General features: G+C 53.4%; 19 protein-coding genes and 1 pseudogene. 6 read left to right on the top strand and 14 right to left on the bottom strand.

All coding sequences use genetic code 11. From position 1 onward, the window contains the following. Positions 1 to 2 precede the first annotated feature (2 nt). Positions 3 to 524 (bottom strand): acetolactate synthase small subunit, encoded by a 522-nt coding sequence (gene ilvN / locus H6F67_RS06265; RefSeq protein WP_190764422.1) that lies wholly within the window; start codon positions 522 to 524, stop codon positions 3 to 5. A 326-nt stretch (positions 525 to 850) separates the two neighbouring features. Continuing rightward, positions 851 to 1,135: a hypothetical protein gene (locus H6F67_RS06260; protein WP_206753891.1), complete on the bottom strand. Its 285-nt coding sequence runs from the start codon at positions 1,133 to 1,135 to the stop codon at positions 851 to 853. A 226-nt stretch (positions 1,136 to 1,361) separates the two neighbouring features. On the opposite strand from H6F67_RS06260, the gene H6F67_RS06255 reads away from it, so the two are divergent. The 5 genes and pseudogenes from H6F67_RS06255 to H6F67_RS28465 all read left to right on the top strand — a co-directional run bounded on the left by H6F67_RS06255 (position 1,362) and on the right by H6F67_RS28465 (position 4,722). Further along, positions 1,362 to 2,147, top strand: a complete 786-nt coding sequence (locus H6F67_RS06255; RefSeq protein ID WP_190764418.1) for an MlaE family lipid ABC transporter permease subunit — start codon at positions 1,362 to 1,364, stop codon at positions 2,145 to 2,147. A 55-nt stretch (positions 2,148 to 2,202) separates the two neighbouring features. After that, positions 2,203 to 2,598 (top strand): DUF3119 family protein, encoded by a 396-nt coding sequence (locus H6F67_RS06250; RefSeq protein WP_396797659.1) that lies wholly within the window; start codon positions 2,203 to 2,205, stop codon positions 2,596 to 2,598. A 29-nt stretch (positions 2,599 to 2,627) separates the two neighbouring features. After that, entirely contained in the window at positions 2,628 to 4,022 is a 1,395-nt protein-coding gene (locus H6F67_RS06245) for a DUF3086 domain-containing protein (RefSeq protein WP_190764417.1), read from the top strand. A gap of 36 nt (positions 4,023 to 4,058) precedes the next feature. After that, positions 4,059 to 4,688 (top strand): annotated as a pseudogene (gene plsY / locus H6F67_RS06240) (glycerol-3-phosphate 1-O-acyltransferase PlsY); the annotation flags it as partial. Beyond that, the gene (locus H6F67_RS28465) at positions 4,660 to 4,722 is read left to right on the top strand and encodes a hypothetical protein (protein ID WP_396797718.1); all 63 of its coding nucleotides are present in this window, start codon (positions 4,660 to 4,662) and stop codon (positions 4,720 to 4,722) included. The pseudogene plsY and the gene H6F67_RS28465, both read left to right, overlap by 29 nt. Here H6F67_RS28465 and H6F67_RS06235 read toward each other — a convergent pair. Continuing rightward, positions 4,719 to 5,012 (bottom strand): hypothetical protein, encoded by a 294-nt coding sequence (locus tag H6F67_RS06235; protein WP_190764412.1) that lies wholly within the window; start codon positions 5,010 to 5,012, stop codon positions 4,719 to 4,721. The genes H6F67_RS28465 and H6F67_RS06235 overlap by 4 nt on opposite strands. Positions 5,013 to 5,270: 258 nt before the next feature. On the opposite strand from H6F67_RS06235, the gene H6F67_RS06230 reads away from it, so the two are divergent. Next, entirely contained in the window at positions 5,271 to 5,807 is a 537-nt protein-coding gene (locus H6F67_RS06230) for a GNAT family N-acetyltransferase (protein WP_190764410.1), read from the top strand. A gap of 90 nt (positions 5,808 to 5,897) precedes the next feature. Here H6F67_RS06230 and proC read toward each other — a convergent pair whose 3' ends face one another. The 11 genes from proC to H6F67_RS06175 all read right to left on the bottom strand — a co-directional run bounded on the left by proC (position 5,898) and on the right by H6F67_RS06175 (position 16,423). Continuing rightward, positions 5,898 to 6,689, bottom strand: coding sequence for a pyrroline-5-carboxylate reductase (proC, locus tag H6F67_RS06225; protein ID WP_190764408.1), 792 nt, complete (start codon positions 6,687 to 6,689; stop codon positions 5,898 to 5,900). 71 nt (positions 6,690 to 6,760) lie between these two features. Next, positions 6,761 to 7,348: a cell division protein SepF gene (locus H6F67_RS06220; RefSeq protein ID WP_313926768.1), complete on the bottom strand. Its 588-nt coding sequence runs from the start codon at positions 7,346 to 7,348 to the stop codon at positions 6,761 to 6,763. Between the two features lie 519 nt (positions 7,349 to 7,867). Further along, positions 7,868 to 8,566 (bottom strand): YggS family pyridoxal phosphate-dependent enzyme, encoded by a 699-nt coding sequence (locus H6F67_RS06215; RefSeq protein ID WP_242020526.1) that lies wholly within the window; start codon positions 8,564 to 8,566, stop codon positions 7,868 to 7,870. A 160-nt stretch (positions 8,567 to 8,726) separates the two neighbouring features. After that, positions 8,727 to 9,035, bottom strand: coding sequence for a transcriptional coactivator PipX (pipX, locus tag H6F67_RS06210; RefSeq protein ID WP_190764406.1), 309 nt, complete (start codon positions 9,033 to 9,035; stop codon positions 8,727 to 8,729). A 252-nt stretch (positions 9,036 to 9,287) separates the two neighbouring features. After that, complete coding sequence (locus H6F67_RS06205) at positions 9,288 to 10,223, bottom strand: energy-coupling factor transporter transmembrane protein EcfT (RefSeq protein WP_190764404.1); 936 nt, start codon at positions 10,221 to 10,223, stop codon at positions 9,288 to 9,290. A gap of 96 nt (positions 10,224 to 10,319) precedes the next feature. After that, positions 10,320 to 11,684 (bottom strand): ribosome biogenesis GTPase Der, encoded by a 1,365-nt coding sequence (der, locus tag H6F67_RS06200; RefSeq protein ID WP_190764402.1) that lies wholly within the window; start codon positions 11,682 to 11,684, stop codon positions 10,320 to 10,322. A 150-nt stretch (positions 11,685 to 11,834) separates the two neighbouring features. Then, positions 11,835 to 12,266, bottom strand: a complete 432-nt coding sequence (locus H6F67_RS06195) for a hypothetical protein (RefSeq protein ID WP_190764399.1) — start codon at positions 12,264 to 12,266, stop codon at positions 11,835 to 11,837. Positions 12,267 to 12,278: 12 nt separating this feature from the next. Further along, positions 12,279 to 12,968 (bottom strand): J domain-containing protein, encoded by a 690-nt coding sequence (locus H6F67_RS06190; protein WP_190764397.1) that lies wholly within the window; start codon positions 12,966 to 12,968, stop codon positions 12,279 to 12,281. A 40-nt stretch (positions 12,969 to 13,008) separates the two neighbouring features. Further along, the gene (cysK, locus tag H6F67_RS06185) at positions 13,009 to 13,968 is read right to left on the bottom strand and encodes a cysteine synthase A (protein ID WP_190764395.1); all 960 of its coding nucleotides are present in this window, start codon (positions 13,966 to 13,968) and stop codon (positions 13,009 to 13,011) included. Positions 13,969 to 13,990: 22 nt separating this feature from the next. Continuing rightward, on the bottom strand, positions 13,991 to 14,428 hold the full coding sequence (locus H6F67_RS06180) for an Rrf2 family transcriptional regulator (RefSeq protein ID WP_190764394.1): 438 nt from the start codon (positions 14,426 to 14,428) through the stop codon (positions 13,991 to 13,993). A gap of 150 nt (positions 14,429 to 14,578) precedes the next feature. After that, positions 14,579 to 16,423: an iron uptake porin gene (locus H6F67_RS06175; RefSeq protein ID WP_190764392.1), complete on the bottom strand. Its 1,845-nt coding sequence runs from the start codon at positions 16,421 to 16,423 to the stop codon at positions 14,579 to 14,581. Positions 16,424 to 16,591: the final 168 nt, after the last annotated feature.

The raw sequence follows: 16,591 nt of genomic DNA, 5'->3' as shown, positions 1-16,591 counted from the left end.
CGCTACACCACTTTTGCTTCCAGCGACTTGAGGTATTCAGTATTCACACCGGATTCACGAGTCAGGGCAATCTTTCCAGTGCGGGCAATTTCACGCAGACCAAAGCGACTGAGGACTTGCACGATCGCCACCATCTTGCCGGGATCGCCGACTACTTCCACCGTCAGCGAATCCTCCGCCACATCCACGACTCGCGCCCGAAAAATCTGCACCAGTTCCAAAATTTCCGATCGATTAGAACTCGTCGCATTCACCTTCAGCAGCATCAGTTCCCGCTCAACGCACGGCACTTCCGTAATGTCTTGCACCTTGAGAACATTGATTAACTTATAAAGCTGCTTCGTAAGCTGTTCAATGATGCGATCGTCTCCCGGAACCACCATTGTGATTCGCGAGATTCCCATCTGTTCCGCAGGTCCCACCGCCAAGCTTTCAATATTGAAGCCGCGCCGCGCAAACAATCCCGCAATCCGCGTCAACACCCCCGCTTCATCTTCCACCAACACCGAAATCGTATGTTTCATCGCCCTGCTCGTTTGCTGTGTAGACCCTTGATCTTATAGCGATTCTCCTGCGATGCGATCGGGTGCCGGGTGTCAGGTGTCGGCAAAAGGCAATGGTTCGGAAACGAGGGACGCGGACGGCACAGCCAATGCGAAGCGCCACATCGACCTTGCAAGTAAGCCCTTGCGTAGCAAAGGGAAATGCAATCTCCCTGCTGGGGTTGGAGGTGTGGAGGAGGGGCAACCCCAACACTCCACTGGCTCGGAAATCGCAAGGAATCTTAAGGGCGATCGATATCTTCCCAAAACTGATTTAACCAAGAAGCAATCAATCTTCAAAAAGCCAGCTATCCGCGCAAACTTTGCCGATACAGCGTGTAGCTATCTAACAACACCCCAACTGCACTACAGGCTAATCCAATCACAATCAGCCCGCGCACCGCATGACCACTACCAAACACACTCAAAAACTGCGCCATCTCCCCCCCAATCTGATGCACGATCGCCCAGTCCGAAAGCCAATCCACTAGCTCCAGCGCTCCCCACAATCCGCCCAGTACCAAAACCGGAAGCAGAAAACCAAACAGCGCTGCAAGAAAAATCGACTGCAACAAATTGGGCAACAGGCTCATACGCGCTTGCATAGGCGATCGAATCAAGGTGATAAACTTCACTTGTTTCCAACATAAGCTCAAGTTGAAGATGCGCCAATCGGCTGTGAGAAATCTTAAATAAAGCTGAAAGATTCTGAGAAGCTAATCTCGCCAAACTGCTCAACCACGTTCCAGCAGATGAGACGATCGATCGACTAAACTTAAAGCGATTTAACGAATGACATAAAAGCAAGCAGGGCAACCCGTGAGCCAAACAGTCAAACCCGGACTGGGACTTTGGACGCAGCGATTAATCGCCGCCATCTTGCTTGGCGGTCAAGTTGTTGTTCATCTGCTGCGCGGACGCATCCATCGCCGCAACACCATCGAACAAATGGCGATCGTCGGGCCAGACTCGCTTCCGATCGCTCTGACGACAGCCTTATTTGTTGGCATGGTGTTCACCATTCAAGTTGCCAGAGAATTCATTAACTTTGGGGCGACTCGTGCAATTGGCGGCGTTTTGGCGATCGCGCTATCTCGCGAACTTGCTCCCGTCCTGACTGCCGTTGTTCTCGCTGGACGAGTCGGCTCGGCCTTTGCCGCCGAAATCGGCACAATGCGCGTCACCGAGCAAATTGACGCGCTGCAAATGCTCAAAGCCGACCCGATCGACTATCTCGTAATCCCGCGCTTGCTCGGCTGCTGCCTGATGCTGCCACTGCTCACAATTTTGTCATTTCTGATCGGCATGACAGGCGGAACATTCATCGCCTCCACCCTCTACGACATCCACCCAAACATCATTCTCGATTCGGCTCGCAATTTTCTTGACCCTTGGGACTTGATCAACGCCATGATCAAAGGGTCAATTTTTGGAAGCTTTATTGCCGTGATCGGCTGTAGCTGGGGCTTAACCACAACGGGCGGGGCAAAAGGCGTCGGCCAGTCTACAACCGCAGCCGTCGTTACGGCGATCCTCACCATTTTCATCAGCAATTTTTTTCTATCTTGGGCGATGTTTCGCGGGGCCAGCAGCGCCACGTTTTAGGGCAGGCCAATCATTCCGCCTTAAAATGAAACTGGCGAATTGGAAATAGATTATTGTGACAACCGCTTCTCCATCTTCTACCGAGATCGAGCTACAGCCGAGCTACGCTCTTCCGATCGCCCTTGTGCTGATCGCTGTGCCGCTATTTCTGGTTCGGCCTTGGGTGAGCGGTGCGATCGCGTTGTTCGGCTTGTTTCTTTTGTTTCAAGCCGCGACTTTGCGCCTGCGCTTCACCGAAACCGCGCTCGATATTTTTCGAGGGGAAACGCTAATTCGCCGTTTTCCCTACCAGGAGTGGCAAAACTGGCGGGTTTTCTGGCCGCCTGTGCCAATTTTGTTCTACTTCAAAGAAATCAAAAGCATTCATTTTCTGCCGATTTTGTTTGATCCCAAGTCGCTCGAAGCCTGTCTGCGCCAGCGCATTCCGCTCGATCCGCCCGCCGCAGAGTAGACTGGTCAAGAGATTGATGATTTGTGCCCATGTATTCCGACGAATTTCCGCAGCCACCCACCGATCGATCGCCTCAGCCGGACGGCGCACCTGCCGAAACCGATGATTCTGCCGACGCATTGCCGCTGGTGTCGCTGCCGGAGTTGACGCTGCCGCGATCGAACGGCACTGAGTCGGATACCAATTCGGACACCAGCGAAGATACCAACGAATTCGACTTCAACGACGAGACACCGCTGTATTTTGCCGATGGCGCAGAGGATGCAGAGCCGGAGGCGATCGATTCAGACCATTCAGACGACACGCACGCCGCCGAAACGCCGCTGCCCGAATTAACGCTGCCAGAAGTCGATCCGCCCGATTCCGATGCGGCAGAGTTTGATGCAGAAGTTTTTGATTCAGAAGTTACAGATCTTGCCGATCGCGTCGCGCAACTGCGGCAGCAAGAGCAAGCCCTCCAGCAGGAAATCGCCACCTTGCAAGCGAGCTACACGACCATGCTGCGCGAGCAAATGGCCGAATCTCAGCGCGTGTTGACGCGCATGATGAAAGAAGGCTTGAACGAACTAGAGCAGCGCAAACAAGCTCTACAGCTATCGATCGAGCAGCTTGAACGCCGCCAAGACCGTATCCGCGCCGAGATGCGATCGACCTTTGCCGGATCATCGCAGGAACTGGCGATTCGCGTGCAGGGCTTCAAAGACTATCTGGTTGGCAGTCTGCAAGATTTGGCAACAGCAGCCGAACAAATGCAGCTTGCCGCTCCACCTGCCCGCGAGTCAAGAGAACCCCGCGATCGAGAAGGCCGCGATCGAGACCGCGATCTGCGCGATCGAGACCGCGAGCGCGACCGCAATCCCCGTGACTCCGATGCGATGCCGCGCTTTGCCGAATCGACGTTTCAAGAGCAAACGCGCCAAATTCGCAAACTGCTCGATCAGTATCGCAACTCACCCGACTACTACGGCCCACCTTGGCAACTGCGCCGCACCTTTGAACCCGTTCACGCCGAGCGCGTTGCCAACTGGTTTTTCTCGCAGGGTGGACGAGGTGCAGTCCGCACGATGGGATCGCGCCTGCAAAACATCTTGGTTGTTTCTGCTGCCATCTCGATTTTGCGGAAGCTCTATGGTGAACGAGTGCGAACGCTGGTGCTTGCCAATTCTCCAGAGCGCTTGGGTGAATGGCGGCGTGGACTGCAAGACTGCTTGGGAATTACGCGCAACGACTTTGGCTCGGAGCAAGGCATTGTGCTGTTTGAAGCGCCCGAACCGCTGGCGCAGCGAGCCGATCGCCTGGTTAAGCGCGGCCAACTGCCTTTGATCATCATCGATGAAGCCGAAGATCAAATCAGCCTGTCGCTGCTGCAATTTCCGCTGTGGCTGGCGATCGCAGGCGATCCCAATGCAACACCTGTGATCTAAGGTGCAATACTCAAAAATAGCATTGAGGAATTCGCCATGTGGTACGTCTGGAGCGGTTTAGCTCTACTCGCAGCCTATCTGTTCGGTTCATTTCCAACCGGATATTTAGCAGGCCGATTGCTGAAAGGCATTGATATTCGCGATCACGGCTCTAAATCGATCGGAGCCACGAACGTTTTACGCACTTTGGGCAAATGGCCTGCCTTGGCCGTGCTGATTTTGGATGCCCTCAAAGGTGTTGCTGCCGTATTGCTGGCTCGCTGGCTGTACAGTCTGCCCGCTGTCATCTCAACTACACCCGCCGATCTCGACGCGAGTGCGCTGATTCCTTGGGCAATGGCAACAGGGGGACTCGCCGCTATCCTCGGTCACAGCAAATCCGTTTGGCTCAACTTTGCAGGCGGCAAATCGGTCGCGACTGGATTAGGCGTGCTGCTGGCTTTGTCTTGGCAGGTTGGCCTGTTGACGCTAGCTGTGTTTGGCGTTGTGCTGGCAATCACGCGAATTGTTTCAATTAGCTCGATCACCGCTGCGATCGCCTCCACGATTGTCGCCCTCATGCTCCACGCCCCCCTGCCGATGCTGCTAATTACGATCGCAGGCGGCCTTTATGTCGTCGTGCGTCATCGTGCCAACATTGGGCGGCTTTTGGAAGGAACAGAACCACGCCTCGGTCAGCGATCGGAATCGTAGCGCTTAGCGCCGCTTTCGGTAGGAAAAAATGGTGCTGAATAGATACAGCACGATCGTCGAGCCGATGATGGCCGGAACAATTTCAACGCCCTGAACATGCCAAAGCAAAATTGGATGCGTCAGGCCAAATTCACGGGCAATCAGCGCAAAGCTCCATTCACCAAGCGCTACGCCCAAAAATCCAATCACCATAAGTCCAGCGATTCCACCTGCAATCCGTCGCGGGATCAGTAGGTTTGCCACGCCTGCACACGCGATCGCCAACACAAGCTGTACGGCCAGATGAGAAATATCCATCGCTGTTCAAAAGAAAGTGGAGAACACAGCGGCGGAGCAATTTTCTTACTGCGAACGATAAACCACCCTGAAACGCTTGTCAGTTCCGCTCGCCATGCTCTCTATTCTATCGCTCAATTTTTCAATAGGGGAGCGATCGCTTTTTCGAGCAAAAGCATTTCAACTCCGCGCCAAGTCTTAAAAAATTCTAGCTAAAGCATAATTCTCCGAGAAGCCAATGAATGCTTTAAAGACAAGACTTCAAAGCACGATTTTGGTATGCCTTACAAAATATCTACCGCAACGATCGATGAGCTTGAAATCGTCGCGCAACTGATGAGTGATTATGTTCGGCAAAACTTAAATATGGCGGCATGGCCGTGTTCTGTTGAAATTTTCAAGCGCGATTATTCAAGCGGCTGCTTTCGGATGACCGTGATTTACAGTGTCGATCGCAATTGCGATCGCCTCGTCGGATTTGCTGCTTGGATGCCCAGCTACGATTTGCATCACTGCGTTCACGGTGCGTCGTTCATCGATTTTTATGTTGCTCCGGCATATCGAGGTCGAGGATTAGCCGCTGCTTTGCTGTGTGAAATTGCTGCCGAAATCACCCGTTTGGGCTGGGATTTTATGCGCGGATCTGCAATGACGGGTCGAGCTTCGCGGCTGTATGCCAGAGTCGGCGTTTGCTTCGGGTCAAATGAATACAACGTGAGCGGCAAAGCGCTCCGGCAGCTTGCGAGTTTAGCGGGTTTACCTGCACGGGAAATTGTGCGGGGATTGCCAACCAAAGAGATGAATTATGAACCATGAGAACGGCGTTCTAGCTACTCCTGTGCATCGAATGCAAGAGAAATTATTCACTTTAGAGTGAACTCAAAAAATGCGTTGCCGCTGTTTAGTTTAGCTGCCCAATTCTTTCGATCGATTTGCCGCCGCCCGCACTGCTTCGATCAGGATCGATCGAAATCCACTGGCTTCAAGCTGAGCGATCCCCGCGATCGTCGTGCCGCCCGGACTGGTCACGCGGTCTTTCAGTTCTGCCGGATGCATTCCGGTTGTTTGCAGCAGTTCTGCCGTGCCGCGCACCGTCTGGAGGGCTAGCTGAAGCGCAACCGCACGAGGCAAGCCTACTGCAACGCCGCCGTCGCTTAAGGCTTCAATCAAAACGGCAACATAGCCGGGACCCGATCCCGACAGCCCCGTGACGGCATCCATCCAGGTTTCTGGCACTTCCACGACTTCCCCAACGGCGGCAAAAATCTGTTTGGCCTCAGCGAGGTCTTGAGGCTGGGTGTGTTTTCCCGGGGCGATCGCCGTCATGCCTGCGCCGATTGTTGCGGGCGTATTGGGCATCGCTCGGATCACGGGACGATTGGGAAAGGCGGCTTCAAGCTGGGCGATCGAGATTCCCGCCAAAATCGAAATGACGCTGCCTTGAACAGGCGGCAAGGCCGCTGTCACTGCACCAAACATCTGCGGCTTAATGGCCAGCAGCAAGACATCGGCGCGGGCGGCAACTTCAGCATTATCTGCCGTCACCTGCACGCCATACTGCTGAGAAAGCAAATCGCGCCGTGTCGCTTGGGGATCGCTCACCCAGATGGCTTCTGGCTGCAAGATGCCTCGTTCAACCAAGCGCGAGAGCAGGGCTTCGCCCATCACGCCGCCGCCAATCATGCCCAATGTTTGCATCGTGTTTGCGCTCACACAACAAAGGCGATCGCCCTAGACTCAGCGATCGCCTCTTCATCTTCAACCGAACATTACGCCATCCGCGCTTGCTGCTCGTTCCAAGCCGGAGCAGGAGCGGCAGGACGAGCGGTTCGCATTTGCGGCTGCTGCATCGGGTCTTGACCCATCATCGGCTGTCCGGTGCTGACCTGGACGCAGTTGGGGGTGAACAGGAAAATGCTTTCGCCAATCCGCTCTTGATGACCGTCGATCGCATAGGTTCCGCCTGCGACGAAATCAACGGCTCGCTGTGCCTGATCGGGATCCATAATCGTCAAGTTCAGCACGACCGATTTGCGCTCACGCAGAGCACGAATCGCCTGCGGCATTTCTTCAAACGTTTGTGGCTCAAGCACAACCACTTCTGACATTCCGTTGACCGCTCCGGGCATTCCGATTACGTTGTTCATGGTTGTTCCCACTGCTGGTTCTGTCATCATCGATCGATCGCGCAACCGACGGCGGCGCGGTTCTTCTTCAAGCGCGGGCTGAGCGGGCGCAGAATTCTCTTCTTGATAGAGATTCTGATATTCCTCCCCGTCCATTTCGTCATATTCGTATTCGTACTCAACCGGGTCATTCAGTCCAACAAAATCGCGCAGTTTGGTGAAAATGCTCACTGTTCACGCTCCATCACAACGAAGGTTTATTTGCGAAGCTAGTCTCTGCTGTTTAAAGTGACACCTTTGGGGTGAATTTCGATCGACAAGTCTGAACTTTTGCTGTTTTTATTCCAACAATTTGCTGAAGCTCATACGGATGAATCTTTAAGCTTGAGAGTTGACTTGTAGACACCCTGTTTAATCTAGGCAGCCACCAAGATGAGTGAACAGTATACATCGAATTTCCCGGTTAGATACCCGATGACGATTTCAAGGAAAAAGTCGAACTGTCGGCAGACAAGGGAAATTGGAAATGCTCCTTTTTGGAGGGCTGTTCGCCCAAAGATCAGGCGACTACTTCAGTTGAATCGCAGAACTCGCGTGCAACCAACCCTAAATCTTTCTTAAGCTTTTAAGATTCACTCAATTTAAGATTTAGTGCAGGTTTTCGTTAAGTCTCTGCGGATTCATCGAGGAAATAATAGGTCGGTTATCGGAACTCGTCAAGCCTTTTTCAAACTTTTTCTCGAATGAAGATTATTGGCGATCGCCGAACAAAATTCGTCCAAGCCGAATCATCGTTGCCCCAGCTTCAACTGCAAGCAAATAATCGTCCGACATGCCCATCGACAGTTCCTCAATGTGAAGATTTGTCCAGGGCTGCTGCCGAATTTTTTCTGCCAGTTCTCGCGTTTGAACAAACACGCTTCGCGTTTGTTCGGGTGCCAGTTGATAAGGCGGAATTACCATTAAACCAGCAATGTGCAAATGCGTACAGCGATCGAGAAATTCCAAATTTTTTAACAATTGGTCGATCGCAAACCCATACTTATTGGGGTCAGGTAGCATTTTGACCTGCAAGCAAACCGAGGGTCGTTTTGCCTGCGAGTCAGATAGGGCGTTTAGCCGTTGAGCCAGCTTTAAGCTGTCAACTGACTGTATCCAGTCGAACTGCTCGATTGCTTTAGCAGCCTTGTTCGTCTGCAAGTGCCCAATCAAATGCCAGGTAACATCAGTGAGATCTTGCAGCGCGGCTTGTTTGGTGGCGGCTTCTTGCACCTTGCTTTCGCCAAAATCACGAATGCCAGCCGCATATGCCACTCGCATTGCCGCGATCGATACCTGCTTGGTCACGGCGATCAGCCGCACCGAGTCTGGAATTTTGGCGCGAATCTCTCCGATGCGATCGGTGATTTCGATTGCGTCAGCCGCACCCATCGAATCAAAAGCAGTCATCGCCAAACCTTTACCAAAATAGGCGCAAGAAAAAAGTGTAGAGCAAAAGCTTTGCACCAGCGCGATCGACGCATTAAATTTTTCAAGAATTTGAGCGCAGGCAGAATCGATCGCAACAGCAGTTGAAGCGGATTACAGCGTTGCAATTGAGCGAGCTGGCCTACTGAAAGGTTTGCTTGTGCGTTCGCATCAGTTGGTCATATTCGGCCTGCTGACCCAGACGACGCAGATGGCGCAAGCGGCCTTCCACCAAGACGCGAGCTTCAGCGCGGCTGATTGGCTCAAACTGCACGCCCTCGGCACTGCTGAAGACTTGAAAGAACAAGCGCTGCGCGTACAGCGTCGAAAACAGTTCGCGATTTTCTTCAACGAGGCAGACACGAAACAGTAAACCAAAGGTGGGATGGTTCAAATAGGTTTCGGTTGCCGTTCGAGTCGGAGCCGCTGAGCTTGTAGCTGACTTAGGCATGTTCAAAGGAGGGGAAGGAAATCAACAGGGAGATCAACGATCGATGCAGATGAAGTTGAAAGAACTGCAAGTCTAACCTTTTGGTAGATGCACAAGCTAGAAGTGAGCTTGTGCCTCCTGATACCGCTTAGACTGCTTTCCTCATTACTTTATGTGAAACTGTGTCATTCTGCTACAAAATTGTGGGCTTTCTCCAGTTTAATCATCCAAACGGTGGATGGACAGAACTTGGCAAAGTGAATGCGATCGCCCCTAAAAGCCAATTAGCGTAACGGCTCCACCCCAAATCCACCGAGCCGTCCAAAATCCAGCTAGCGCAAGCAGCACCAAGCCATCCGCCCAACTAAGGCGAAACTGATGCCAGCGGACGTGATGGCGATCGGAACCTGTGAAGCCGCGCACCTGCATCGCCGTTGCCGTTTGCTCTGCCCGCAATAGCAAATTCTCCAACAGTCGTTCGGCGACAGTTGCCCAAACTTGAGACGCGCCGCGCATTCCCAATTTTTTCCAGTTGATGGCGCGAGTGCGAATCGATCGCACCAGGTTTTGCACTTCCTCCAGCACCAGCGGAATAAACCGCAGTGCCAAAGTCAAAGTTAAAACAATCTCTGTCACAGGCACTTTCAGCCACCGCAGGGGACGCATGAGGCTATCGAGTCCGGCTGTGATTTCTTCGGGTGCGGTTGTGAGCAGATACAGATTTGTGCTGTAAATCAAGGTGAACATTAAGGTCGAAATGCGAATCGCCAGTTCCAGCGATCGCCGTGTCACCTTGGCGAAACTTTGCTCAAACAAGATGTACCGATAGCTGGTCGGCTGCGGCAAAATCAGCGGCGCGGCGTCCACATCTGGCGGCGTTTGCAAAATCGCTAGTTCGTTTGCAGGCAGACGCGGCTGTGAATCGACATTCACGCCATCTGGCGCAAACAGCGTCACGACAAACAGCAGCAGGCCAAACGCCAGCACCAGCCCGACCTGTCGTCGAAATACGCGCCAGGGAATCTGAGCAATCAGCGTCAGCAGCAGCAACACGCCCACAAGGGCAAGCCGCCAAAGTGAGCTAGCAGCGATCGGCGTGAGTAAAAAGCCTAACAGCCAAGCCAGCTTCACACGCGGATCAATCCGATGCAGCCATGTGACAGGTTGTTCGAGGTAAAGGCCGATCGGCAGCGATCGCAGCAAATCCATCAGCGTTGCCTGGTACAGATTGGCACTAGCTTAACAGTTGGGTGTTGGGCTTTGACGCAAGCTCAGCCGAACGGGATCAGGGGTGGGCAGCGATCGCTAAACCTTAACGCGAGTCGCGCGATTCGGATTTTCGCGTTCGAGTTCGCGCATTTTCTTACCGCGCCACATCAGGCGGACGGGCGTTCCCTGGAAACCAAGGCTTTTGCGGACTTGACCGTCGATGTAGCGGCGATAGTTGTCGTTAAACAGCTTGGGATCGTTGACGAATAGAGCGATCGCAGGCGGACGGCTGCTCACTTGCGTTCCGTAGTAAATCTTGCCCTGCCGACCTTGGCGTGTGGCAGGCGGCGAATGCCAGCGAGTCGCTTCTTCCAGCACTTCGTTGATCACCGAGGTCGAAACGCGGCGCTTGTGCTGTTCGGCAGCGGTGTTAACCAGTTCGAGGATTTTTTCGACGCGCTGACCTGTTTGAGCGCTGACAAAAATAGTTTCTGCCCAGTCGGTAAAGTGCAGTCGTTCTTTCAAGTGGCTTTCGTATTCGTAGATCGTGTGGGAATCTTTTTCGATCGCGTCCCACTTGTTCACGACAACCACGCAGGCGCGGCCATCTTCGGCAATCCGCCCAGCTAATTTTTGGTCTTGCTCCGTCACGCCATCGATCGCATCGATCACCAGCAGCACGACATCGGCACGCCGAATCGCTTTGAAGGCGCGATTGATCCCGAAAAATTCAGGACCATACTCGACCTGCTTTTTCTTGCGGATGCCCGCTGTGTCGATCAGGCGGTAGCGCTGATTGTTGCGCTCGACGACCATATCGATCGCGTCTCTCGTTGTGCCGGAAATCGGACTGACGATCGAGCGGTTTTCGCCTACAAAGGCATTGAGCAAGCTGGATTTGCCGACGTTGGGGCGACCCACGATCGCCACCTTAATTTCTTCAACTTCTTCGATCTGGTCGGTTTCCGGCAGATACTGCATCAGTTTATCGAGCAAATCGCCCGTGCCGTTTCCGTGAATGCCCGACACCGGATGCGGTTCACCCAGTCCCAAACTCCAAAATTCTGCGGCCTGTGCCAAACCTTGCTCTGCTGATTCGCACTTGTTGACGGCGAGCAGAACCGGAACTTTTTGCTGGCGCAGCCAGGTCGCGATCGTTTCGTCTGCCGCCGACAGTCCGGCCTTGCCATCCACGACAAACACAGCCGCACTTGCTTCCGCCAATGCTGCCATTGCCTGCTCGCGAATCAGCGGCAAAAATTCCGTGTCGTCATCAAACACTAAGCCGCCCGTATCAACCACGAAAAATTCGCGATCGCGCCAGAAGGCTTCTTTATATGTGCGATCGCGAGTGACGCCCGGTTCATCGTGGACGATCGCATCGTTGACTCCGGCCAAACGATTCACCAGAGTCGATTTGCCCACGTTGGGGCGACCAATGACAGCAACAATCGGCAGCATAAGGCAGTTCTCACGCGGAAATCTCCGCAACAAAAATCCGGCGGCACTTCACCGCAGGTCTTTCTATTGTCGCGTAGAAATTCAGGAATGGGCGGGGCGATCGAAGGTGGAAACCCGATCGCGACAATTTAGCCTCGCGCTGCCACAGAATTAGCGGCGATCGTACATTTCGCTTAATTCTTCATCAGAGAGGTTTTGACACAAAAATCCGGAAGTGCTGGGTCTGCCTTTCCAATCTACTTTGATGGCGTTCGGGTCGTAGGTGGAAGACCACTCGATGATTTGTCGCACGATCGCAGGCGTAACCGCGCCGTCTTTTTCCCACTGAGGACATCGCACTCGCTGATATCCTTTTCTAGTTCCACCGTTCTTCAATGGGAACTCGCTACCCATGCTGACTAGGTAACGATAGGCTTCAAGCTGACCAAGACCATATGAAACGTTGAAGTGCTTATCTTCAGAAATAATCGACAGAACAAAGCGCCATCCTGCTTCTATGTATGACCAATTCTCTGTGACGAACCAAAAAAAGCATCGATCGTTTACAACAATTTTGCGGCGATATTTTTTGGAAATTGCCATCGATCGCTCACCTCACGCCACGCGCTTCATCGCTGTTTGTGCTTCACGGCGCAGACCGTTGGCGATCCGAAATAGCTCTTGTCCCGTGTGCAAATAGTGGTCGTCGTAGCTGGTCGTAAAGCGCTCTAGCTCGTCAATGCCGTCGCTCACCTGATTAATACAGTAGTACAGATTGGCGGCGACAGAAGCAACGCTGGCGGGATTGGGAAGCGATCGAAACATTGCTTGCGCCCGCACGACAATATCGCGGCAGTCTTCCAGATATGCCTGAAAATCTGCAATCAAATCGTCGTCAAACGGATCGGCAGCGAGGTTATCAATCTCAGACTGGAGCGGCTTGATCACCTGCTGAAGCAGTCGATTCACGGGATTGTAGACGCGCTGGAGCCATTCGTACAGCAGTTCGTCAGCTTCGCGTCCGTTCGGGCGTTGCGCTTGATTCGATCGCGCTGCGCCTGCCGAAGATTTCGATCGCCTTGCACTCGGAAGGCCTCTAAGCTGGCGATCGTATGCCTGTCGCTGCTGCGGATCGCCCAGCACTTCGTAGGCGGCGTTTACCTGGGCGATGCGATCGTGGTTGGCAACCGCGTGATTGCTGTCAGGGTGATACTGCTTGGCGAGGCGTCGGTAAGCGTCTTTGATCTCGGCTTGGCTGGCAGTCGAGTTAATGTCGAGTGTGTTGTAGTGATTGGAGTCTGACATTTCTCCATTTTACTGTCCAGCCAAGCGCGGTAAATCCGACCTAATTCAGATTTGAGGCGACTAGTTCCGGGTCTTGGAACAGCGGCGTGCTGAGATAGCGCTCACCAAAGCTCGGCTGAATCATCACGATGAGCTTGCCTGCGTTTTCTGGTCGTTTGGCAACGCGAACGGCAGCACACAAAGCGGCTCCGCTGGAAATGCCAGAGAGCAAGCCTTCTTCGCGAGCGAGTCTGCGACCGTAGGCGATCGCTTCGTCGTCGCTGACCGTGATCACCTCATCGATCAGATCGACACGCAAAACAGGCGGCACAAAACCCGCACCAATGCCTTGAATCTTGTGGGGGCCAGGGCGACCGCCAGAGAGAATCGGACTGTTGGCAGGTTCGACGGCGATCGTCTTAAAGCTTGGCTTGCGTGCCTTGATTACTTCTGCGACTCCGGTAATCGTGCCGCCCGTGCCAATGCCCGCCACCATCATATCGACTTGCCCGTCGGTATCTTCCCAAATTTCTTCCGCCGTTGTTGTGCGGTGAATTTCAGGATTGGCCGGATTTTTGAACTGCTGAAGCATGTAGGCGTCTGGCGTGGTGTTGACGATTTGCTGCGCCCGCTGGATGCAGCCGCCCATACCTTCGATGCCGGGAGTGAGGACGAGTTCTGCACCGTAGGCTCGCAGCATCGATCGCCGCTCGGAACTCATCGTTTCTGGCATAGTCAAGATTAAGCGGTAGCCTTTGGCCGCTGCGGCCATCGCCAGGGCGATTCCGGTGTTGCCGGAAGTCGGCTCGACCAAAATCGTTTTACCTGGATGGATCAGGCCGTCACGTTCGGCAGATTCGATCATGCTGATGCCGATCCGGTCTTTTACCGAGGCAGAGGGATTCATGCCTTCGAGCTTGACGACAATTCGCGCAACGCAGCCTTCCGCTTGTGGAATGCGATTGAGTTCGACGAGCGGCGTCCGGCCAATCAGTTGAGTAATATTTTGGGCAATACGCATAGTTGCAGAAGATGAAGAGATTTTAGATGTAGTACATGATGTCGAGTTGGCGGCGAGCATCACGCTTCTCGGCGAGGTCTTGCAGCGTGTACTTTTGCAGAACGGCATCAGCGGCTTGTCCAGCTTCCTGCCAAATGTCTCGAATCACCGTGCCGCCGATCGATTTTGTGCCAAGGTTTGATTCAGTTGTTTGAGATTCGAGTCCCTCTATGCAGATGACTACTTCAAGGATTGAAATTTTCCAAGGCTCTCTTGCCAGCAAATAGCCGCCGCGTGCGCCGCGCTGACTGCGGACGATTCCCGATCGCCGCAAGGTGGCAAGAAGCTGTTCAAGGTAGCGATCGGGGATGTTCTGCTCAGCAGCAATTTGACGAATTTGTAGCGGCTCGCCGCTGCCATAGTGGGCGGTTAGCTCTAGCAGGGCTAGCAGCGCGTATTCGCTTTTACAGGAAAGTTCCACTGAATCTGGTAAAAAAGGTCTTTCTTCATTATATCCCATACCCCACTTCTCCACTGGGGTATGCAAGTTTAACAAAAAATAACAGCCCCTACCCGGAAGTAGAAGCTGTTATCTCAACGATGTTAACCGTTAGATTTGGGAACCAACTGCTTAGAAGCTGAAGCTCGTCCGCAGCGCACCGATCACAAGATCATCGTTGTCGTTGTTGTTGCCCGGATCTTGCAGCCAGATAATACCAGGCGTGATCGTGATGTTGTCGGTCAGCGGCAGACGGTAGAAGAGTTCAGCATGGAGTGCTGCGTCTTCTGTACCAGCGGTGACGCGATCGCCCTGCACTTCCAGGAAGGTTTGACGAGGCGGCACACCGACAATCAAGCCGAGCAAGCTACCTTCAACACCGAGATCAGCAACACCCAAGGTTCCGGCGTATGTCCAGAACGTGGCATCACCAGCACCATCTAGCTCATCCACATCGTAGTAGCTTGCCCAACCGCCGACGAAGAAAGCATCGTTGATGGCAAACTGTGCCGATACACCGTATGCATTGAGAATCAAGTTGTCGCGGTAAGAGTTCACATAGGTCAACGCCGCCGTCAGCGGGCTGTCACCCAAACCAAAGGTCAACTGACCGAAGGCGGCATAGTCGCCGCTGAACAAACCGCCAGATGTATCGCCGTCCAAATCTTCGCTAGGCTCATCACCTGCACCTGTCAAGTAGCCGAAGCCCAACTGAAGGTTGTCCGAGAAGTCGAAGGTTGCACCTGCACCAATACCGCGACCGGGAGCGATGTCATAGATCGGGTTGTAGCCGAAGTACGAGATCGAACCTTGTTCTGGATCGTCAAACGAGCTAATCGAGGAAACAATGTCGCTGATGCTAGCGCCCAAAGCTTCAATGTAAATCGTCGTTGCATCGCCAACCGGGAAGTAGTATTCCAAGCGCGACAAACGGACGTTGCCATCGGTGTCAGTACCATAGGACAACGAGGTTTGCGAAGCAAACAGCGCGTCGTTAATGACTGGGTTCGCGCCCGCATCAGCCCGCTGAGCAAAGCCGTTGAAGTTGCCCCACTGCAAGCGAGCGCGGAGGCGGTCTTCACCTGTGAAGCTGGTGTCAAAGTTCAAACGAACGCGGCTTTGGAAAACGGTGTTGGTGTCATCTTCGTTAAAGAGATCTTCACCACCAAAGATGTCGTTCAGCGAGAAGATCGTGCGACCACGCAGAACGGTTGTGGTCGAGAACTGGTTGGCTTCGAGTTCAGCCGTGCGAGCTTCGAGCGCATCGACACGACCGCGCAAAGTTGCCAGTTCTGCGGCAAATTCTTCTTGCAGACGCTGGAGGGCGGCCAAGTCTTCTTGAGTCACGACATCTTGAAGACCTGCTTGGATCAGTTCGTTGACGCGATCGAGACAGGCGTTCAAACCAGCGGCGAACTCAAAACGAGTCGTGGCACGCTGACCACGATAGGTTCCATCGGGATAACCCGCGATACAGCCATAGCGCTCAACCAGCGATTGCAGCGCTTGGAACGCCCAGTCAGTGGGCTGCACGTCCGACAGTTGCGAAATTGAGGTGACTTGATCCTGCGTGGCAGCGCCTTCGTTGCCGTACTGCATGATCTGGTCGATCGAGACTTCAGGCGCAGTAGTTGCAGGCGCAGCCATCGGAGCAGCGGGAACCTGAGCGATTTCAGCGGGGGCTGCGGTTACAGCAGCGGGAACTTCGATCGCAGCAGTTGCATCGGTAGAAGTAGCATCCGTTGCAGCAGGAGCATCAAGCGACAGAGCGGCTACTTCAGCCGGAGTTGCTTGGATTGCTTCCGCAACCGCATCGGTTTGAACTTCCGTCGTCTCAACAGACAGATCAGCCACCGAAGCTTCAACCATGTCTGCAACTTGAGCATCGGCAGCGATCGCCGAAGGAGAAACCAAGAGAGCTGCGCTCAATGCGGCAGGCGCAATCAGCAGCGAATTCCAAATGATCTTAGGTAGCATTATTTAGATCCTCACACCTAATCTAAGGGACTTGCAACCTATAAGTATTTATAGCACTGCAAATCTGAGATTGTTCATCACCTCCTAGAGATTAGCAGAAATTTTAAGTTTCGCTTACAAAGTTCTGCGAGGTTTTTGGATCATCTGCGTTTTGGCCTGCTTTGAGTG

This window comes from Microcoleus sp. FACHB-1515 (genome assembly GCF_014696105.1).
Classification (GTDB): Bacteria; Cyanobacteriota; Cyanobacteriia; order Elainellales; family Elainellaceae; genus JAAUTJ01.
This window is presented reverse-complemented; position numbering and strand designations above follow the sequence as displayed.